The organism is Exiguobacterium sp. s122 (genome assembly GCF_018618475.1).
Classification (GTDB): Bacteria; Bacillota; Bacilli; order Exiguobacteriales; family Exiguobacteriaceae; genus Exiguobacterium; species Exiguobacterium himgiriensis.
Genome location: NZ_JACSMD010000001.1, coordinates 56,679 through 77,143 on the forward strand (window position 1 = coordinate 56,679; position 20,465 = coordinate 77,143).

At 52.1% G+C, this 20,465-nt stretch carries 18 protein-coding genes; 7 read left to right on the forward strand and 11 right to left on the reverse strand.

Going from position 1 to position 20,465, the window contains the following annotated elements; all coding sequences use genetic code 11:
• Positions 1-11: 11 nt before the first annotated feature.
• Genes KNP92_RS00385 through rbsB form a run of 3 tightly spaced genes read left to right on the forward strand, consistent with a single transcriptional unit; the run spans position 12 to position 3,391 of the window.
• Positions 12-1,490 (forward strand): sugar ABC transporter ATP-binding protein, encoded by a 1,479-nt coding sequence (locus KNP92_RS00385; RefSeq protein ID WP_214835383.1) that lies wholly within the window; start codon positions 12-14, stop codon positions 1,488-1,490.
• Between the two features lies 1 nt (position 1,491).
• Entirely contained in the window at positions 1,492-2,457 is a 966-nt protein-coding gene (locus KNP92_RS00390; protein ID WP_214835385.1) for an ABC transporter permease subunit, read from the forward strand.
• Between the two features lie 22 nt (positions 2,458-2,479).
• Positions 2,480-3,391, forward strand: a complete 912-nt coding sequence (gene rbsB, locus KNP92_RS00395) for a ribose ABC transporter substrate-binding protein RbsB (protein ID WP_214835387.1) — start codon at positions 2,480-2,482, stop codon at positions 3,389-3,391.
• 41 nt (positions 3,392-3,432) lie between these two features.
• Here rbsB and KNP92_RS00400 read toward each other — a convergent pair whose 3' ends face one another.
• Entirely contained in the window at positions 3,433-4,830 is a 1,398-nt protein-coding gene (locus KNP92_RS00400; protein WP_214835389.1) for a 6-phospho-beta-glucosidase, read from the reverse strand.
• Between the two features lie 191 nt (positions 4,831-5,021).
• Between KNP92_RS00400 and KNP92_RS00405 the strand changes: the two genes are divergently transcribed.
• On the forward strand, positions 5,022-5,906 hold the full coding sequence (locus tag KNP92_RS00405) for a MurR/RpiR family transcriptional regulator (protein WP_214835391.1): 885 nt from the start codon (positions 5,022-5,024) through the stop codon (positions 5,904-5,906).
• Here the strand turns inward: KNP92_RS00405 and KNP92_RS00410 are convergent.
• The 7 genes from KNP92_RS00410 to KNP92_RS00440 all read right to left on the reverse strand — a co-directional run bounded on the left by KNP92_RS00410 (position 5,899) and on the right by KNP92_RS00440 (position 14,272).
• Positions 5,899-8,430, reverse strand: a complete 2,532-nt coding sequence (locus tag KNP92_RS00410) for a YfhO family protein (RefSeq protein WP_214835393.1) — start codon at positions 8,428-8,430, stop codon at positions 5,899-5,901. The genes KNP92_RS00405 and KNP92_RS00410 overlap by 8 nt on opposite strands.
• The gene (locus KNP92_RS00415; protein WP_214835395.1) at positions 8,427-8,816 is read right to left on the reverse strand and encodes a GtrA family protein; all 390 of its coding nucleotides are present in this window, start codon (positions 8,814-8,816) and stop codon (positions 8,427-8,429) included. The genes KNP92_RS00410 and KNP92_RS00415 overlap by 4 nt, the downstream gene beginning before the upstream one ends.
• On the reverse strand, positions 8,764-9,750 hold the full coding sequence (locus KNP92_RS00420) for a glycosyltransferase family 2 protein (protein WP_214835397.1): 987 nt from the start codon (positions 9,748-9,750) through the stop codon (positions 8,764-8,766). Before KNP92_RS00420 ends, KNP92_RS00415 begins: the two co-directional genes overlap by 53 nt.
• A gap of 119 nt (positions 9,751-9,869) precedes the next feature.
• Complete coding sequence (gene kynB / locus KNP92_RS00425; RefSeq protein ID WP_214835399.1) at positions 9,870-10,493, reverse strand: arylformamidase; 624 nt, start codon at positions 10,491-10,493, stop codon at positions 9,870-9,872.
• A gap of 12 nt (positions 10,494-10,505) precedes the next feature.
• Complete coding sequence (kynA, locus tag KNP92_RS00430) at positions 10,506-11,345, reverse strand: tryptophan 2,3-dioxygenase (RefSeq protein ID WP_214835401.1); 840 nt, start codon at positions 11,343-11,345, stop codon at positions 10,506-10,508.
• 12 nt (positions 11,346-11,357) lie between these two features.
• Positions 11,358-12,635 (reverse strand): kynureninase, encoded by a 1,278-nt coding sequence (gene kynU, locus KNP92_RS00435; RefSeq protein WP_214835403.1) that lies wholly within the window; start codon positions 12,633-12,635, stop codon positions 11,358-11,360.
• Positions 12,636-12,760: 125 nt separating this feature from the next.
• The gene (locus KNP92_RS00440) at positions 12,761-14,272 is read right to left on the reverse strand and encodes a BCCT family transporter (RefSeq protein ID WP_214835405.1); all 1,512 of its coding nucleotides are present in this window, start codon (positions 14,270-14,272) and stop codon (positions 12,761-12,763) included.
• 145 nt (positions 14,273-14,417) lie between these two features.
• Here KNP92_RS00440 and KNP92_RS00445 point away from each other — a divergent pair, with 145 nt between their 5' ends.
• Positions 14,418-15,266, forward strand: coding sequence for an HAD family hydrolase (locus KNP92_RS00445; RefSeq protein ID WP_214835407.1), 849 nt, complete (start codon positions 14,418-14,420; stop codon positions 15,264-15,266).
• A 530-nt stretch (positions 15,267-15,796) separates the two neighbouring features.
• Here KNP92_RS00445 and KNP92_RS00450 read toward each other — a convergent pair.
• On the reverse strand, positions 15,797-16,129 hold the full coding sequence (locus tag KNP92_RS00450) for a hypothetical protein (protein WP_214835409.1): 333 nt from the start codon (positions 16,127-16,129) through the stop codon (positions 15,797-15,799).
• A gap of 89 nt (positions 16,130-16,218) precedes the next feature.
• Here KNP92_RS00450 and KNP92_RS00455 point away from each other — a divergent pair, with 89 nt between their 5' ends.
• A complete protein-coding gene (locus tag KNP92_RS00455; protein ID WP_214835411.1) occupies positions 16,219-16,380 on the forward strand; it encodes a hypothetical protein in 162 nt (53 codons plus the stop codon).
• A gap of 16 nt (positions 16,381-16,396) precedes the next feature.
• Here the strand turns inward: KNP92_RS00455 and abc-f are convergent, their stop codons facing one another.
• Complete coding sequence (abc-f, locus tag KNP92_RS00460; RefSeq protein ID WP_214835413.1) at positions 16,397-18,241, reverse strand: ribosomal protection-like ABC-F family protein; 1,845 nt, start codon at positions 18,239-18,241, stop codon at positions 16,397-16,399.
• Positions 18,242-18,568: 327 nt separating this feature from the next.
• On the opposite strand from abc-f, the gene KNP92_RS00465 reads away from it, so the two are divergent.
• Entirely contained in the window at positions 18,569-19,486 is a 918-nt protein-coding gene (locus KNP92_RS00465) for a DMT family transporter (RefSeq protein WP_214835415.1), read from the forward strand.
• 28 nt (positions 19,487-19,514) lie between these two features.
• Here the strand turns inward: KNP92_RS00465 and KNP92_RS00470 are convergent, their stop codons facing one another.
• Positions 19,515-20,420 (reverse strand): Gfo/Idh/MocA family protein, encoded by a 906-nt coding sequence (locus tag KNP92_RS00470; protein ID WP_214835417.1) that lies wholly within the window; start codon positions 20,418-20,420, stop codon positions 19,515-19,517.
• Between the last annotated feature and the right edge of the window lie 45 nt (positions 20,421-20,465).

Here is a 20,465-nt window from a genome sequence, read left to right on the forward strand (position 1 = left end):
GGAGGGATTCGATGCATATCGAATTGAAGCATATCCATAAAGCGTTCGGGCCGGTCAGCGTGTTAAAAGGTGTCGATTTCGAGCTCCTTCCTGGCGAGATTCATGCGTTGATGGGGGAGAACGGGGCCGGGAAGTCGACGCTCATGAAAGTGATGACCGGGCTCCATGCCCAAGACGAAGGCGAAGTCGTCATCGACGGGTCGGTTCGTCAATTCAAACATCCGAAAGAAGCAGAGCGTGAAGGCATTGCCTTCATCCATCAAGAGCTGAACATCTTGCCGGAGCTGACCGTGACGGAGAACTTGTTTCTTGGTCGCGAGTTGACAGGAGCGTTCGGTGTCATCAAGCAACAAGAGATGAAACGCCGCGCTCGCGAATATTTAGCTGAGTTGAACGTGTTCATGGAAGTCGATGAGCTTGCGAAAAACTTATCGGTCGGTCAACAGCAAATGATTGAGATTGCCAAGGCGCTCATGACGGACGCGAAAGTCATTGTCATGGATGAGCCGACGGCCGCGCTCACCGACCGCGAGATTCGGGCTTTGTTCGCGGTATCACGGGCGCTTCGTGACCAAGGGGTCTCCATCATCTATATCTCACACCGGATGGAAGAGATTTTTGAACTGTGCGACCGCATCACCGTCCTTCGTGACGGCGTGTCGATCGGTACGCACCGGATCGACGAGACATCGTTCGAAGCAATCGTCAAAGAGATGGTCGGCCGAGAAATCGGTGAACGTTATCCGGACCGGAAAGCGACGATCGGGGATGTCGTGCTCGAAGTGAATGGATTGATAGGTAACCGGTTCCACAACGTCTCGTTCGATGTCCGTGCCGGTGAAATCGTCGGGTTCTCCGGACTCATGGGAGCCGGACGGACGGAAGTGATGCGTGCTTTGTTCGGGGCAGACCGAGCCAAGGCGGGAACCGTGAAGCTGAATGGAAAACCGATTCGTATCAAAAAGCCGAGTGACGCGATTCATCACGGCATCGCTTTCTTGACAGAAGATCGTAAAGGTGAAGGGTTGCTCCTCGACTTTTCACTTCGCGAAAACCTTTCGCTACCGACGCTCGACCGACGAGCGAAAGGGACGATGATCTCGAGACGGGCGGAAGAACAGTTCGCCGATAGCTATTTGAAGAAGCTACGCGTCAAACATCATTCGATGGAGCAAAAAGTGAAGTCGCTCTCGGGCGGGAATCAACAAAAAGTCGTGCTCGGGAAGTGGCTCGGCGTCGAACCGGACGTCCTCATCCTCGACGAGCCGACGCGAGGGGTCGACGTTGGCGCGAAAAAAGAAATTTATACGATTATGAGTGAACTGGCCGAGTCCGGTGTCGCCATTATCATGGTGTCATCCGATTTACCAGAAGTGCTCGGCATGAGTGACCGCATCGTCGTCATGCGTGAAGGCGTCGTCACCGGGAGGCTCACGAAACAAGAAGCGACACAAGAGCGCGTCATGACTTATGCGACAGGAGGACAGTGAAATGGAATTAAAAGCAGCGACTGCATTAAATCGACCGCAAAAGCTCGGTTGGGGTCAAAAATTAGGACCGTTGTTCGGTCTACTCGTCATCATCGTTGTCGTGACGGCGCTCGAGCCAGGCTTCCTATCGCTCAACAACATCTTTAACGTCTTGCGCCAAGTATCAATCAACGCCCTAATCGCGTTTGGGATGACGTTCGTCATCTTAACGGGAGGGATCGACTTGTCGGTCGGTTCGATTTTGGCGTTATCGTCGGCGTTGGTCGCCGGGATGATGGTCGATGGACAGCACGCCGTCATGGCAATCGCACTCGGTCTCATTGCAGGGGCCTTACTTGGAGCATTTAACGGGGCCGTCATCACGTACGGAAAAGTGGCCCCGTTCATCGCGACGCTCGCGACGATGACGATTTATCGGGGGATGACGCTCGTTTATACGGACGGCCGTCCGATTACGGGACTTGGGGATTCGACGTGGTTTGAGATGCTCGGACGCGGTTACTTCTGGATCATTCCGGTGCCGGCGGTTACGATGTTGATTGCGTTCGGGGTGTTGTACTTCATTTTGAAGAAGACGACGTTTGGTCGCCATACGTACGCCATCGGTGGGAACGAAGAAGCCGCCAAGTTGATGGGAATCGGCGTCAATAAAGTGAAAGTCATGATTTACTCGTTATCTGGTATGCTCGCCGCACTCGCCGGCATTATTTTGACGTCACGTCTGAACTCGGCACAACCGACGGCCGGGACGTCCTATGAGCTCGATGCGATCGCCGCCGTCGTCCTCGGGGGGACGAGTTTAGCTGGTGGTCGTGGATGGATTGTCGGGACGCTCATTGGAGCGCTCATTATCGGAACGTTGAACAACGGCTTGAACTTGCTCGGGGTCTCATCGTTCTTCCAACTTGTCGTCAAAGGAGCCGTCATTTTGTTCGCGGTACTCCTTGATCGAAAACAAAACGCGTAATCATCGAAAGGGGAAACGGAAGATGAAAAAATGGACAGCTTGGCTACTCGTATTGACAATGGTACTCATGGCAGCGTGTTCGACGGAACAGCCGGGGACAGGGTCGGAGCAGGAAACGAAAGACGGTGACTTCAAGATTGGCCTCTCCATCTCCACATTGAATAACCCGTTCTTCGTCGCCTTGAAAGACGGTGCGGAAGAAGAAGCGGCTGCTCTCGACGCGACACTTACGGTCGCAGATGCACAAAACGATGCGGCCAAACAAGTCAGTGACGTTGAAGATATGATTCAAAAAGGAATGGATTTGATTCTCATCAACCCAACCGATTCTGAAGCGGTTGGCGCTGCTGTCCAAAGCGCGAACGATGCCGGCATCCCCGTCATCACGGTCGACCGGAACGCCGAGTCAGGTGAAGTCGTCGCACACGTCGCGTCCGATAACGTGGCCGGTGGGAAGCTTGCCGGGGACTACATGGTCGAGCTCGTCGGTGAAGGCGGGAAAGTCGTCGAACTTGAAGGAATTCCAGGGGCGTCTGCGACACGAGATCGCGGCCAAGGTTTCAATGAAGCAATCGATGGCAAGCTTGACGTTGTCGCAAAACAATCTGCCAACTTTGACCGGGCCCAAGGGTTGACGGTCATGGAGAACATTCTCCAAGACAATAAAGACATCGTGGCAGTGTTCGCCCATAACGATGAGATGGCACTTGGGGCTGTCCAAGCACTGAATAGCGCGGGCTTGAGCGATGTCAAAGTCATCGGATTCGATGCGACGGACGATGCCGTCAAAGCAGTCGAAGACGGAACGATGGCCGCAACGGTCGCGCAAAAACCAGCGGAGATTGGAAAATTAGGTGTCGAAGCTGCCGTCAATCACTTAAAAGGGGAGACGGTCGAAGAAAACATCCCAGTCGACCTCGAGTTGATCAAATAATGTAAACAGCCGACGCATTGTTATCAATGCGTCGGCTTTTATTATACTTGTGCGATTGGGTGGAGCGAACGGACGACACCGTCTTTAATGGTCACACCGCTTGCTTCGAGCTCGGCAATCTTCTCGGCGAATTGAGGCAAGTGGTCTTTGTGCGCGATCAGGAGTTCATCGAGAACCCGCTTCGCAGTTTCACCGCTTGGAATGAGCGGATTCAGGATGAACGCTTGGAGGGCGAGGCCATAGTCACCGGTCACAGCCGCTTCTTCGACGCACAGCTCCATGTTTTTCATGACTTGGAGCCAGCCTTTCTCGGCCGGCGCGAGCGAACCGAAGGCGATTGGTTTCGCGCCCGTCGCTCCGACATAGGCGGACACCTCCACGACATCGTCCGGGGCAAGGTCTGGGACGGCCCCATTATTTTTTGTCGACACGACGATGTGCGTGTTTTTGTTCGCGTAAATCGAGGCGATCGTCTCACACGCCGCGTCTGAATAGTGGGCGCCGCCACGTTTAGACAGTTGTTCTGGCTTATGGTCGAGATGTGGGTCTTTATACAGTTCGAACAGTTCCGCTTCCGTTTGCTTCACTTGTTCGGCCCGCGTCCCGATCGCCGGGTCCTGGTACTCTTCGAGCATATGGGCGAGCATCTCTTCGGTGCGATAATAGTAACGATGGTAACCGCATGGAATCATGTTCATCTGCTCTAGCTGTTCCTTGAAAAACGGCATCTCATGAATATTGGCTGGAATGCCGGAAGCATCCTCGTGCATCTTGGCGATGATTTCACCTGTAACATCTGTCCCGTTCAAGTCATGGACTCGGTGCCAGTGGAAGTGATTCAATCCGGCGAATGAATGTGTCAATTCTTCTGGCTTCTTCCCGATCAGTTCTGGCTCGGCCATCATCGCATGCACCGGTACGTTGCAAAGCCCGATGACTTTTTCCCATTTCCCGTATCGGATGATCGCGTCGGTCACCATGCCGCTTGGATTTGTGAAGTTTACGAGCCACGCGTTTGGACAGAGCTGTTTCATATCTTCGACGATGTCGAGGATGACAGGGATGGTCCGGAACGCTTTCAACATGCCGCCGGCCCCGTTCGTCTCTTGCCCGACCATGCCATACGAGAGCGGGATCCGCTCATCTTTAATCCGGGCGTCGAGCAAGCCGACGCGGAACTGGGTCGTAACGAAGTCTGCGTCTTTAAGCGCTTCTCGACGATCGAGCGTCAAATGGACGTCGACGTCATACGGCGAGGCGTCCCACATGCGTTGTGCCATCTTTCCGACAATCTCGAGCTTTTCTTTCCCTGCTTCGATGTCAACAAGCCAAATTTCTCGAATCGGCAATTCTTCATAGCGTTTAATGAAGCCTTCCATCAATTCTGGTGTATAGCTGCTACCGCCACCAATCGTGACGAGCTTGATTCCGGTTGTCAAAACAATCTCCTCCTTTTCGTTTCACAAAAATAAAGCACATGTGTAAATGATGTGGATGTATCCTGTCTTCTTTTTCAGTATAAAATAGGGATACACGAACACAAGAGGTGACGAGATAACTCCGAAAGCGTTTACAAATAAAAACGAAATCAGCTTTATTTTTGTGAATTTCATTTACAGGAGGGCTTCCATTGTTACTAACTGAAAAATTGAAACAGACGGGATTTTCACCGTCTGAGCGTGCCGTCATTGATTATTTGTTTGCGCAACGTGAATTGATTGAAGAGAAGACGATGAAGCAAATCGCCGAGGCGACGTATACCCATCCGTCGATTTTGAGCCGAATCGCCCATAAGCTCGAGTATACCGGCTGGGTCGAATTGAAAGCAGGGCTATTAGAGGAAATCGATTATTTGAACCGTCACTTCTCAGACGTGGATGCCAACTACCCGTTCGCGCCCGAAGACGGATTGATGGCGGTGGCGAACAAGATGGCTGCCTTGAAACAGATGACGATTGAGGACACGTTGTCGCTTCTCGATCATGAGGCGTTCGAACAAGCCGTAACGATGATTCACAAGGCACGTCACATCAAAATTTTTTCAATCGTCCATAATCTATTGCTCTGTCACGACTTTAAAGCGAAGATGAACCGAATCGGAAAACACGTCTCGCTTTGTGAGGTCGATCCTGAGTTTGAAGCGGCCAACTCTGACGAGACGACGTGCGCACTGCTCATCTCCTATACAGGGGAAAGTGACACGACGCTTCGGCTCATCCCGTATTTAAAACAGCGTCGTATTCCTATTCTCGTTTTGACGAGTGTCGGCGAGAACGCCATCTCGAGCGAGGCGGATTGTACGCTCCGGTTAACGACGCGGGAACGTCTTTATTCAAAGATTGGTAGCTTTACCTCGAACGACTCGACGCACTGCCTGCTCGATTTGCTGTACGCCGGTGTGTTCTCGAAAGATTACGAAGCGAACCTCGCCTATAAAATCAATATGTCAAAACGACTCGATCACCGAAAGAGTTCGAGTGAAATCATGCAAGAAGAAGAGCATCCGTTCACGTGAACGGATGCTCTTTGCGGCGCAGATAGAAGAGATAGCCGACGAACAGGCCGAGACCAAGCAAACTGAGCGCGGTCGTGACGGTGAAGAACGGCGGACGATACGTCAATTCGACGTCGTTTCGTCCTTCATCGAGAGGAATCGCGCTGAACGCATAGTTCGCCTGTAAGACGTCGCGCTTTTCTCCGTTAACACGGGCACTCCATCCTCGCTCAAACGGAACCGGGAGGACGGCATACGCTCCCGATGCGGCGTCCTCGACCGTGAAGTCGAGGTCGGGGCCGTCCCACGTGACCGGGATGTCCGGACGAGCATCCGCCTCGTCGAGCGCGGATTCGAGTGTCGTATAATCTTCCCATTCGACGGTCACGTTCTCGAGCGCGTACGTGCCTTCCGGAAGACGTAACGGCACACGGTCAGTAAGCGGTGTGCGAAGCGTCATCGAGGTGAGGTCGGTCCGATAAATCGAGGCTTCAGGCTTTCGTGTCGTCCGGTAACCACCGAGCTTGATGAAGAAGCCGTCTCCTTCAAGTTTCCGGATGTTGAACGAGACATACAAGTCGCCTGTCGCATCCTCTGGTACGTCTGGAATCAAGTCGATTCCACCTTCCTCAGAAGTGACGCGGAGCGTAGCCCCGAGGAGTGCGGCTTCGGCGTCTTCTGTCGTAAAGTCGATTGAACGGGCCGGGGTCGGCGTCTCACTTCCATCGTCTAAGATGACGCCCGAGAGCATCGCCTGCTCACGTGTCAATACCGAGGCGTCCTCAAGGTCGGCTTGACGATATGTGGACGTCGTCGTCCGGACGAACGGAAGCCGTGTCTCGCTCTCATAGACAGCGTAACGTTCTGTTTCAGCAAGAAGATTAAAGCCATAAGGCGCTTCGCTCGACACGTTTTGGTTGCGCATCCAGTAAGGGCTCGACAAAAGGTGATGCAAGTTTGCGCGATTGCCGAGCGTGCCGTAGCGGCTCACACTTTCACGCAACATATCAATCTCAAGATCACGCCAATAGAACGTCAGCAAATTCCCGTTCAAAATGCTTGAATACAGACTCGTTCCGAGGAACGACTGGACGATGGGCGTATTGTTGCGCAAGTGGACCATCCAATCGAGCCGTTCGAGCGGTCCAGCTTCTTCTTGTACAAGCTCAATTAATTCTCGCTGTTCCGGACTGTCGTAACGTGAGCTGTTCACGAACGTCTCATTCGTATTGACGATCGACTTGTCGTGAAGGACGAGCTTTGTGTAGCCGTTGAAGACGATGAGACAAGACGCGATCAGAACGTAAGGTGCAAGCGCGGGTTTCCACCAGAGCGACGCGACGGTGGCGAGCATCAAGAAGAAGATGACAACACCGACTTCCCACGTCGCGACATCACCTACTAGACCAAAAAGGAGATAGAGTGTGACTGTTCCGGTTGCAGCGATCAGGAAGGCGTTCGTCTCGAATCGCCACTGCGACAATCCGACCGCAATCGCACCGCCAATCGTGAAACTCGCGAGGTACTCCCAGCGGAACTGTGGCGCTGAGAACCCGTTAAAGAAGCTGCCGACGTGTGGGCTGAAGTGGAGCACGATGAACAAGAGGCTCATCGACGCGAATAGCCGAAACGCGGTATGGCGATAGAGGGGACGATAGAGCGCGAGCAACACGAAAGCGGCTGGAACGATTAAAATCGTACTATCGTACAACACGTTATCAGGGCGGAGCCACGGGATGTCATGGGCGAGTGACGGTCGCTCGTTCTGCAGAAAGCCGTAGGTGGCCGGAATGAACGCGAACGCGCTCAACAATAGTGCGAGCACCCCAGACCCACTATAGAGCAACCATTGGTGTCGACGTCTGAGCCGATCTTCCGGAAAACGGATGAACTGGCGGAACAAGACGTAGACGAGGACGAACACCAAGTTGATGTACGCAAAGTAGAAGTTGTTGACGAGCATCAGGGCGCTGACCGCGATAAACAGGTCCGCCCGACCGAGTCGGATGATGCGCTCGAGTCCAATGACGAGAAGCGGCACCCATAAAAAGGCATCCGCGAAAAACTCCCAAAACGTGACGTGTCGGATGTACATGACCGACACGCCGTACACGACGGCGCCGACGAACGCGTAAAGCGTCTGGACGTGAAAGAGTCGATACGCATAGGTCGTCAAGACGAAGATGACAGCTAAACGGACGATGCTGACGACGAGCGCGAGTTGTAACCAAAGCTCGAGGTCCGGCGTGATGAGTCCCAGTACGTCAAATAACGAGACGACAACAACGGTGAGCCAAAAGACGACAGACGTCGCATAATAGTAGGCGAGCTGGGTGATGACGCCACCACCGAAACCGAAGTCTTCCGCATAGACGAGGTTGCCTTTATGAAACGTCTCGTACAAGAAATGTTTGAATGGGACCATCTGCGACAAGCCGTCGTTCGGTCCGGCGATGTAGCCGCCTTGCGACTGATAATAGATGAAGAATGCATGGGCGACGATTGACACGAGAAACGCGGCGACGATCAGCTTGACGTTCTTCATACGGTCGTCTGCTCGCGTTTCAAAATTTTACTCGTGACGATGAACGTCGCCGGTACGGCAATGAAGATAGCAAACAGTGGGGCGATTGACGTCGAGACGCCGAGCTGTTCGACGAGTAGATAAATACAGACGGTCGTGACCGTGAAGTTGACGACTTGCGTCAACGGGAACTGCAAAAATTTTCGTAACGTCGGTTTGACTTTGAACGTGAAATAGCTGTTCAAAAAGAAAGAGGCGACCATGCTGAGCGTGAACGCCACCACATGAGAAACCCCATAGCCGACTTTCCATACGTGATGAAACAACATGTAAATCAAATAGTAATTGAGGGTGTTAATTCCCCCGATGACGATGAATCTTATAAACTCTGCCTTTCGCTTGTTCATTCACACTCTTCCTTTGCATATTGGTTTCTTGAATCAAATAGGCGGGACGCTGTTTCGTCTCGAAATAGATGCGTCCGACGTATTCCCCGATAATCCCGAGGCTGACGAGCTGGATGCCACCGAGCAACAGAATCGCCGAGATGAGCGTGAAGTAACCAGGTGTCTCGACACCGTCTTGGATGATGCCGAACAAGGTGAACAAGATGTAGAGCATCGACAAAATCAAAATCGAGACGCCCGTATAAAAACAGAACCGGAGCGGCTTCGAGTTAAACGAAATTAAACCATCGACCCCATAATTAAACAGCTGGTTGAACGACCATTTCGTCTCGCCGTTTTGCCGTAAGACATTTTCATACGTGACAATTTTTTGTTCCATTCCAATCCAAGAGAATAACCCTTTCGAGAAGCGGTGGTTCTCGTTCATGCGTAACAAGGCGTCAATCGCCTCGCGGCTGAGGAGGCGGAAGTCACCGACCCCGTCTTCGAGTTCGACGTCGACGATTTTATTGATTAACTTGTAGTACGTTTGAGAAGCAAGTTTACGTATGCCGCTCTCTCCGGTCCGGTCACGTTTAGCGATGACTTGATCATAGCCTTCTTCGTATCCGTCAATCATTTGTGGAATGAGGGCCGGAGGATGTTGCAGATCGGTATCCATCAAGATGGCGGCATCCCCAGTCACATGCTGAAGTCCGGCCAGAATGGCAGCCTCTTTCCCGAAATTTCGAGAGAACGACACGTATCGAACTGCCTCATGGTGGATTGTTAATTGCTTGATAGCGTCTAACGTGCGATCGGTACTCGCATCATTGACGAAGACGATCTCATAGTCGTACGGGCTCCCCTCGAATTGCTCGTGGATGGCTTCAAAGATGAGTGGAATGTTTTTTTCTTCGTTATAGGCGGGGAGAATAAATGAGATGACTTTCATAAAAAAACACTCCTTTCTACACAGTTTGCGTAGTACCCTCTTCCCGCTTCGTCTTAAACTCAAGCGCCGTCCCACAGTTTCCCACAAAAAACATCCATCCGCACGGGATGGATGCAAGGTTAATCGAGGGCTCGCAGTAAAGCACGGACAGGACTGCCGTCTCCTTTTGTAATCGGGAGCGGAACGGCATTCAACTCATAATCACCCGGTGCGATATGATCGAGGACGAGCCCCTCTAATATATGGACACCGTTTCTCGCGAGCGCATGATGGGCCGCCATCTCTTTACTATCGATTGCATCGACTGACGGTAAATCGAGACCGATCAAGTAAATCTCAAGGTCTCCGAGACGGTCGGCGAGTGACGGGGTCAGCTCCGGAATGCGTTTCGGGAACACTCGTTTATCCGGCCACCCGTCTGTTTTAATAATGAGGCGTTCGACGCCGGTCAAGTCAAACCTGTCCAAGTCGCTCGCTTCGATGCGGTCATGGCCGGGTAAGTGAATCACGCGAACCGGCCCGATGTAGAGGCCGGGGTCAAGGTCGATGACGCGTTTGCCGGCATCATCAAAATGGAACGGTGCGTCAATATGCGTCCCTGTATGGAGACTCATCGTCACTTTTCCGACGTTAACGGAGCCGCTATCGACCATCGGCCAAGCGATGTCATAGCGAAACGGGGTATCTCCGGGCCATGTCGCAATCGTGTCTTCAAGCGGTTGAGAGACATCAATCCAACTCATCGTGACTCCTCCTTATAATTTTGTTCGTACTGTCCAAAGTTCTGGGAAGAAGCGATGGTCGAGGACGCGTCGCAAATAATTGACACCGGACGAACCGCCCGTGCCCATCTTCTGACCGATAATCCGTTCGACCGTACTCATATGGTTGAAGCGCCACATTTGTTGTTGGCTTCCGATGTCGAGTAACTTTTCCCCGAGTTCGTATAAATCCCAATACGTGTCCACGTCACGATAGACTTCGACCCATGCCGCCTCCACGCTCTCGTTCCATTCCCAGTCTTGTGTCACGTCTCGGTCTAATATGGCTTGATCGATGGCCAGACCTCGGCGGTGCATTTCGCGAACGGTCACGTCGTAAATGCTTGGTGCTTCGAGAGATCGCTCGAGAAGCGGGTACAGCTTTTCGTCGTGAGCATAGACACTAAGCGTGCGAGCATTTTTAAATCCGAGCGCAAACTCGATTTGACGGTTCTGATAGGACTGGAAACCAGAAGACGAACCGAGTTTGTCACGGAACTCGAGATACTCAGCCGGTGTGAGTGTAGCGAGAACGCCCCATGATTGAATCAGTTGCTGTTGAATCTTTGACACTCGGGCGAGCATCTTGAACGACCGCTCGAGTTCTTGCGTTGCGATAGCTGCCGTCGCAGCAGTCAACTCGTGCAAGATGAGCTTCATCCACAGCTCACTCGTCTGATGGATGATGATAAAAAGCATCTCATCATGATGATCCGAAAGGCGATGTTGACTCGATAGAATCGGATCGAGTTGCAAATAATCGCCGTACGACATGTCTTTCGAGAAATCGGTTTGAATCGTTTGTTCGACTTTATGTTCGATGCGTTCACTCACTGTGTTTCCCCCTCATGCCACGACTTCGCGAACGTTCGCGAACGCTTCATATTCTTTGTCATCCATAATCGTCTTCAAGATTTGAACGACATCATATACGTCTGTGAACGTATTATATAAGGCGACCGGTGCGAGTCGGATAATATTCGGAGCCCGGAAATCAGGGATGACACGATGTTGTTTGAGTGCTTTGCAGATACGAGCCGCCTCCGGGTGTTCAAGACTAAGGTGCGCGCCGCGAGCTACTTGATCACGCGGACTGCCAAGTACGAATCCGTATGGACGCAATTCCGTTTCGACGAGGTCCAGCATGTAAGACGTCAAGGCGAGTGATTTTTCACGAATTGCTTCCATTCCCACTTCATTGAACATTTCGAGCGCACCAAGTTGAGGAGCGAGGCTCAAGACGTGCGGTGTCCCAATCTGGAATGCCCCGGCGTCGTCAGCTGGCGTCATCGTATGATCCATGTCGAACTGTTTGTCTTTCCGTGATCCGAACCATCCGGCGAGTCCAGGAGTGGTCCCAAAATGGCGTTCATGGACGAACAAACCGCCGACGCTCCCAGGTCCGCCGTTCAAATGTTTGTAGTTGCACCAATATGCAAAGTCGACACCCCAATCATGGAAGGCGTGCGGGATGGCCCCGACGGAATGACAGGCATCGAAGCCGATTAAGATATCGCGTTCATGGGCTGCTTTGGCGAGACGCGCCATGTCTAAAATTTGTCCGCTCCGATAAAGCACCGTCGGCAAGACGATTAGGGCGATCTCATCCGTCATCGCGGCGATGAGATCGTCTTCCCTTAAATAACGACCGTCCGGACTCTCGACTTGGACGAGATGGTCAGCTGGATCGAGGCCACGCAGTTCGAGTTGACTTTTCAGCGCATAAATATCCGATGGGAACGTGAGGGTATCCGCTAAAATTTTTGTTTTCTTCCCTTCTGGCTTATAGAACGAGGCGACGAGCTGATGCAAGTTGACCGTCGTCGATCCCGTCACCATGACTTCTTCCGCTCGTGCCCCGATGAGCGGTGCGTTCAAGCTAGCGAGTTGCTCCGATAAGTTGAACCATGGGTGACGCCCCGACATCCACCCGTCGATTCCAAGCTCTTTCCAGTCTTGTAACGATTCCATGAGCGTTCGTTCCGCTCGTTTTGATAAGAGACCGAGGGAATTCCCATCCATATAAATCCCGTCTTGTGGCAAATAAAACTCTTCTCGATAACGTGCGAGCGCGTCGTTCGCATCGAGCGTCTCGGCGTAGGACCGTGTGAAATTTTGTAGCATACTCATCCCCCTAAATTTCGTCATGCAATTCTGACAAAAGCGTAGCAATCGGGGAAGGGTGTGTCAACTGAGGGAAGAGCCTAAACCGAAGAAGAGCCACCTTCGAGAAAGGCGGCTCGTTCGAGTCATTTAATTTTCTTTACGTTCTCTTTACGCAATAAGCTGAAGAGTGTATACACCATCAAAAGAAGAATGATTGTGAACGGCAGGGCAGAAATCAAGGAAGCGGTCTGAAGACCCTCGAGACCGCTCGCGAGGAGCAGGACAGCGGCGATTCCGCCGAGCAAGACGCCCCAGACGATTCGGACACCGAGTGGGGGGTTTAGACTTCCGTTTGTCGTCATACTGCTGATGATATACGTCGCTGAGTCAGCGGACGTGATCAAGAACGTCAAAATGAGCAGAATCGATAAGACGGACAAAAGGAACGACAGCGGTAATTCGGCGAACGTGGCGAACAATGCGCTCGTAACGTCAGCATCGACCGCTTCGGCAATCGATGTCCCGCTGAACAAGTCAAGGTGAAGCGCCGTTCCACCGAAAACAGCAATCCATAAAAGGGCAATCAGTGGGGGAACGACGAGCACTCCGACGATGAATTCTCGAATCGTCCGACCACGTGAGACGCGGGCGACGAAGGCGCCGACGAACGGAGACCAGGCAATGGCCCACGCCCAGTAAAAAATCGTCCAATCTTGAACCCATGTCCCTTGTTGGTAGGGCTGCAACCGTAAGCTGTACCGAATGAAGTTTTGCAAATAGTCACCGAGGCCAAGGGTAAACGTCTCTAAAATGAAGACGGTCGGCCCGGCGATGAACACAAAACTCATCAAAACAAGAGCTATCCCCAAGTTCACGTTACTGAGCCATTTGATGCCGCGGTCAAGACCAGTCGTCGTCGAAGTCAAGAACAGGATCGTCAAGACGATGATGATGAGCACTTGAACGAGTGCCGTGTTCGGCAATCCAAAGACGCTGTTCAAGCCGCCGTTGATTTGAAGGACACCGAGACCGAGGGACGTTGCGACACCCATGACGGTTGCGATGACAGCAAAGATATCAATCGTTTGGTTGATCGGACGTGTGTAGACCTTCTCTTTCAATAAGGGTGACAGACTCGTCGAGATGCGTCCATCTGTATTACGACGAAATTGGAAATAGGCGATAATGAGGCCGACAATGGCGAAGACGGACCATTGACTCACACCCCAGTGAAAGAATGAATAGGCCATGGCAAGGCGGGCGCTCTCGACTGTCAGTTCAGGTGTATCGGCATAAGGGGGAGTAAAAAAATGACTCATCGGTTCAGCGACACCCCAAAAGACAAGTCCGACCCCGAAGCCAGCCGAGAACAGCATTCCAATCCAAGTGAAAAATGGGTACTGCGGTCGATCGTGGTCCATCCCAAGACGAATCTTCCCGTATTTACTGAACGCGAGAAAGATAAGGAACAAGACAAACAAAAAGACGGATAACAGATAGAACCAACCGAACGATCGCGTTGTGAACGTGAAGACGGTTCCGGCCACCTCAGCAAACAAGGTCGGACTTAATGCGCCGAATAGGACGAGCAAGGCGATTAGACTCGCCGAGATGTAAAATACGCGATTCAACCGCGGCTTCGAGGAATGCTTCATGAGGTCTCCTTTCATATGCTGAAATTATTATCTAAAAGTAATAATCCCCTAATTATATGTTGAGAAAACAGAATGTTTGAGATTTTGCACGAAGCTTTTCAAATGAGGGAATAAGAAAACAAAACGTGGACAGGGAGGAAACGACATGAAGTTGATTGCCATCGACCTCGACGGGACACTTTTGTCTCGGACCGGGGTCATCACAGAAGCAAACCAAAAGCTGATTCGACAGCGACAAGCACAAGGGGACATCGTCGCCATCTCGTCAGGGCGTTCGATTCATGACATTGAAGAAATTTTGAAGCGGAGCGGTTTGACGTGTCCCATCCTTTCAGGGAATGGGGCCATCGCCTTTTATGAGAACGAACGAATCTATTACTATGCGCTCCCAAAACAAGTCGTGAGCGAATTGTGGGAGGTAGCGCATGAATATGATACGTATGTCGAGTTTTATACAAACGCGGGTGTGAAAGTATTACGTTCCGGAACGGAGTTGTTGAAACGAGAACTCGATGACGTCTTACCCCACGATCAGTCGTTTACTCGCGAGTGGGGAGAGCGAGAAATCGAGATTCAAAACGAGCAGTACGGGTTGACATATGTCGATGAGGTGAGTGAGATTGATTTTGAGGCTGATGAAGTCTACAAGGTGTTCATCTATTCATTTGATCGACAAAAACTTCAAAAATTACGAAAACATTATGAGTCACGCACCGACATATTGATTACAACGGCAGGCTGGACAAAAATTGAGATTGGACACCCGAGAGCGAGTAAAGGAATGGCGCTCGAACAGTTGGCGCAGCATCACGGCATCGCCAAAGAACATATCGTGGCGATTGGAGACAATTTGAACGACGTCTCGATGTTTGAAGTGGCCGAGACGCGCATTGCGATGGGCAACGCGGTCGATGCGCTAAAAGACATGAGTACGCACATCACAAAAGACGCCGAAGAAGACGGCGTCGCGTATGCGCTCGAGCACTATATTTGAAGGATTTGGAGAAATGGTGAACACGGATTCGAAGCTTTCAAAAACGGCTATTGTATTACTGTAGTCCTCGTTCATCAAGGAAGTTGGAAGGGGACGACAGATGAATCATCGCTTGAGACGTTTGACTAAGTGTGAACCGGTCAAACGACAGCCTGTTTGGACAACCGGTCATCAAACCGTTCCCTTTCACTACCTGTCGCCGACCTTACGCGATGTGAGGCGCAGACGAAAAGGATTCTTGGGAACATGAGTCGGATGGTCGGAATGTTTCCTCAGGCGGAGGTGGGCCGGATGGGATTCGTGACAGATTTCGTTCATATAGGTCGAACTTACGATTGTTTGGCAACCGGAAGCCATGCTTCTGTATGTGCCGCATCGTCAGAAAGACGAACGATTGCTCGGAAATCGTGGCATGAATCGCATCACTTTCTAGCACGACGTTACACATATGGGACGGTCGATCATGAGATCGGGTGCAAGTCCAACCGACTAGAGACGCTCACCGTAAGCGCCACGATTGTGGCGCTTTTTCATTGTGCGAACGTTGAGACACGTGACGGGGAAGCACCAGCCGCCGCTTTATACTCGATGCGGTGACCGTCGACCGCCTTTGTCACGCGGAACGAGTAGTCGGCGTCCGGTTCGTCGCGGAATGTGACATCGTAGACGTACCCGCTAAAGCCGAGTGCTCCATCGAGGGAATAGGTCTGTTCCGGAATGTTATAATGAGTGGCAAGGTATGATTCCAAAGCGTGTTCACGTTCTTTGATTTCTGCGTCATAACGTACGTATAAAAAAGCAACGAGGGCGATGGTGACGAATAAAGTAGAACGGACAAGGGTGTTCCAATTACGACGTGGCATCGGTGAGTCTCCTTTCTTTAAGTAGAATTAGATGATATTTTACGGAAAATTCAGACAAATTACAAGCGATTTTTGCGGGAGGTGACAAAATGCCGAAAATCTATTGGCTTGGGACGTTCGCAAGTGGTCTGCTCCTTCTCTCAATTGGAGAAGGGGCGGCAGTGCCGCAGGTCTTGCCCTACGTTTTGATCGCGGTCGGGATTATCGGATTTCTCACGCAATCATGGTACGAACAAAAACGACGCCGTTAAGCCGGCGTCGTTTGTTTTACATCAATTCGAGTAATTCCAATACTAACGAATCGATTTCGGATTGAAGCGCATCGCTTTGTTGCTGCAACGTCATCAATCGTTCCAAGTCGTTCGTCTCACTCATTTCAAGGATGAGTGACTGATGGAGTGCCTCGAGCTCGGCTAAGCGTACTTCTTCATGAGAAGTATCTTTTGAGCTTGGCGCCACTCTTTGCTTTGACGTGGCTTTTTGTTTCGGGATCGGAGTCGCCGTCTCCATTGCCTCGCGTCGCTTCTCGAGTGCGTACGAGACGTTTCCAGAAAAACGCGTCGTCGTTCCGTCGAGCCAATACGTGATCGGGAACAGTTTATTCAAGAAATAGCGGTCATGCGATACCGCGACGAGTGTCCCGTTGAAACGGTCGAGCGCCTCTTCGAGGGCCTCACGTGCTTCGATATCCAGATGGTTCGTCGGTTCGTCGAGGACGAGGACGTTCATCTCTTCATGCATCAGGATGGCGAGCATGAGCCGCATCTTTTCCCCGCCACTCAAATCCTTGACCGGTTTGAATACGCTCGCGCCGTAGAAGAGGAATTGGGCGAGGAGTTGTCGCGCTTTGCCTTCGTCGACTGGAATCCGGTCCCGAAACGCCTCGATGAGCCGATGGGCGTGATCAAAATCGATGTGTTGGGACAAATAACCGATTTTAGACCGTTCGGCTCGCCGGACTTCGCCGGAAGTCGGTTCGATGTGGCCGAGCAATACGTTCAAGAGCGTGGACTTCCCACTCCCGTTCGGACCGACGATGGCAATCCGTTCCCTGTGCCCTGCATAGAAGGAGACGTGCTCGAAGACGGTTCGGTCGAAACGGACGGACACATCAGTCGCTTCGAAAACGTCGCGGCCAGTCCGGCCATGTGCTGTGAACTGGATGTCAGGTTGAATGGATTCGAGTTGCGGTCGCTTGATCGTCTCGATTCGGGCGAGCGCTTTTTCCATCGACTTGGCCCGCCGGTAAAACTTCTCGTTCGGTGGATGTCCTTCGTTCGCCCACTGTCTGAGCTGACGAATCGTTTCTTTCATCTTCTTGATTTTCTTTTGTTGCTCCGTGTAGGCATGGAACTGGTCAAGGAGCCGCTTTTCTTTTTGGGCGACGAAGGCGCTATAATTGCCGTCAAAGCTTGCCAGCTCACCGTCTTCACATTCCACGATGCGGGTGGCGACGGCGTCTAAAAACACACGATCGTGCGAGACGAGGAGGAGTGTGGACGGACTGTCTGAAAGAAACGTCTCGAGCCAAGCCATCGCTTCGAGGTCGAGGTGGTTCGTCGGCTCGTCTAAGATGAGCAGGTCTGGCTCTTGAAGCAAGGCCAGAGCTAATCCGATTTTCGTCCGTTCCCCTCCGCTAAGCGTATCGAATGGCCGGTCGACGAAACGGTCCAGTCTGAGCCCGTCAATCATCGCGTTCACTTTCGAATCGATGGTATAGCCGCCGTTGTTCTCGAAACGGGTCTGGAGTGCACCGTATGTCTCGAGGAGCGTCTCAATGTCGGTTCGTTCGGCCATCGCCTCTTCAAGTCGTCGCATCTCATTGCCGAGCGTCACGAGCTCGGAAAACGCCGTATAGAGCACGTCTCGACCGGTCTTGTCGGGATGGGACGGGATTTGAGCCAAATAGCCAATCATCAACCGCTGTTTCCGGTAAATCGTCCCGCCATCTGGTGTTTCAGTGCCGACGATGAGCCGGAGAAGCGTCGTTTTGCCGCTCCCGTTTCGTCCGACGAGCCCAATCCGTTCACCCGCATTCACGTGAAGGTTGGCGTCGGTCAAGACGGCATGGCCGCCATATTGCTTTTGGATATTTTGTAATTCGATTAACATGATTCGTTCCTCCTAAAGTAGAGGCCTATCAAAAAAACCGAGCGCAAAGAAGCGCTCGGCAAGAGAGAGAGGCGCTTTGTCGTATTTCAACAATGTCTAAAAAAGGACAGACGGGTCCTATGGTTACGCGACATCGTGAAAAATCGCACGCAAAATGTACAAATGTTCTGTTGACCAATGCGTACGTCCGACAAAGTTCACTTTTCTCCCTCCTTTCTTTCATCATTGTCTTTAGTGTAAGCGATTTCTGGAAATCAAACAACTATAGAAACAGGAATTTAATCAAGAGATGTCGTATTGTTTAGGCATCAGGAGAGGAGGGACACGATGCGAAAGGAATGGCTCGGTGCCATCAGCTTGACGCTCGCCGCGAGCATTTGGGGCGGCATGTACGTCGTCAGTAAATATGCGCTCGGCTTTATCGAGCCGTTCACCCTCATTTGGATGCGTTACTTCGTGGCCTTTATCGTATTGATGTGCGCGTGGTGGCTGTTCGGGAGAGAGCGGATCGGGCGGAGGGATTGGAAATGGATTGCCCTCGTCGGGGTCATCGGCTATGTCGCCTCGATCTCGTTTCAGTTCATCGGGACGAAACTGTCAGATGCGCACACAGGTTCGCTCGTGACGGCCGCGACGCCCGCGTTCATGGTGCTGTTCGCCCGTTTGATTTTGAAAGAGAAGTTGACACCGGTGAAAATCGGCTCGCTCCTCTTGGCGACGATTGGCGTCATCATTGTCGTCGGCTGGCACGTCGAGGGCACGTACTTTATCGGCAGCTTGATTTTGGTCGGGGCGGCGATCACATGGGCGCTCATGTCGATTTATGTCAAGATTGCGTCGGCGACGCTGTCGTCGTTGACGATCACGACGTTCGCGATCGGAATCGCGTTCGTCTTGATGACGCCGCTCATGGGGATGGAAGTGGCCGAACATGGGCTCCCGACGATGACGACCGTTCTGTGGCTGAGCGTCCTCTATGTCGGGATTGTCTCGACGGCTGGGGCGTTCTTCTTTTGGAACAAGGGGCTTGAACTCATGGACGCGAGCGTTGGGTCGCTCTTTTTCTTCTTTCAACCGCTCGTCGGCGGTTATCTCGGCTGGCTTGTCTTGAACGAACAGCTCGACAGGAACTTCTTCATCGGCGCGGCCTGCATCGTGACGGCCGTGACGTGGTCGACCCTCGTTGAACGACGGCAAAAGCGCGCCACGACTCAAATCGAATCGTATAAACGAAACGTTCAATGACAAACGGGACCTGGCGACAGGTCCCGTTTTACGTGTGAAATAAGTCGGTAACGAGTTGTTGCGTCAAAAGCGCTTCGCGACCGTCCGTTAAAATCGGTGTATCTTCGGTCACTGCCTCGATGAAGTGATCGATGGCGCCTTGGAAACCACGTTGGGTAAGTAGCGTGTCCCACGAGCCGAACGTCTCGGTTGTCTGCGTCCCGCTCGTAAAGCGATTCAACGTAGTCATCTCGTCGACAGTGAGTCGGACACCGTCCGCCACGGCGCTGAGTCCTTCATGGTTGGTTCCGGCTTTTCGATGCATGGAAGTCGTATGGAGGCCGTAATCGTCTCGCCAGACATGTCGCGCCGAATGTAGTTCATTGGCTTCGGTCGTCTCAAGGTGCCCCGTCACGAGTCGTAGATCACCCGTCGATAAGTAACGGAGCGTGTCGACGACGTGTAAATAGTCGTCGAGTAAGGTGAAGGTATAACTTCGTCCAATTCCGTTCCCGCGATGTTTGACAAAGTCGAGTAGATGGAACGGTCCGAAAGCCCGGACTTGCTGATACATCGGGGCGAAACGACGGTTGAAGCCGACCATCAACTTCCGGTCATGGCGCTCGGCCAGTTCGACGAGCCGTTCTGCTTGTTCCATCGTCGCGGCAAGCGGTTTGTCGACGTACACGTCGACGCCATGGGCAAGCAAGTACGAGACGACGTCGTAATGCGTATCAGTCGCACTATGGACGAACGCCGCGTCGACGGACGTCGCGAGTTCGGGTAGTCCCGCGAACGATTCCATTCGATAGGCCCGACAAATCGCCTCGCGTTTCGCGACGGTCGGTGAGAACGCGCCGATCAGTTCAAAGCTTGTGCTATTCGTTAAAATCGGCAAATATGCTTTTTGGGCGATGCCGCCGAGACCGACAATCCCGATTTTCGGTTTTCGCATTCAATCACTCCTTTACCTCATCATAACGAAAAAACAGACCGAAAG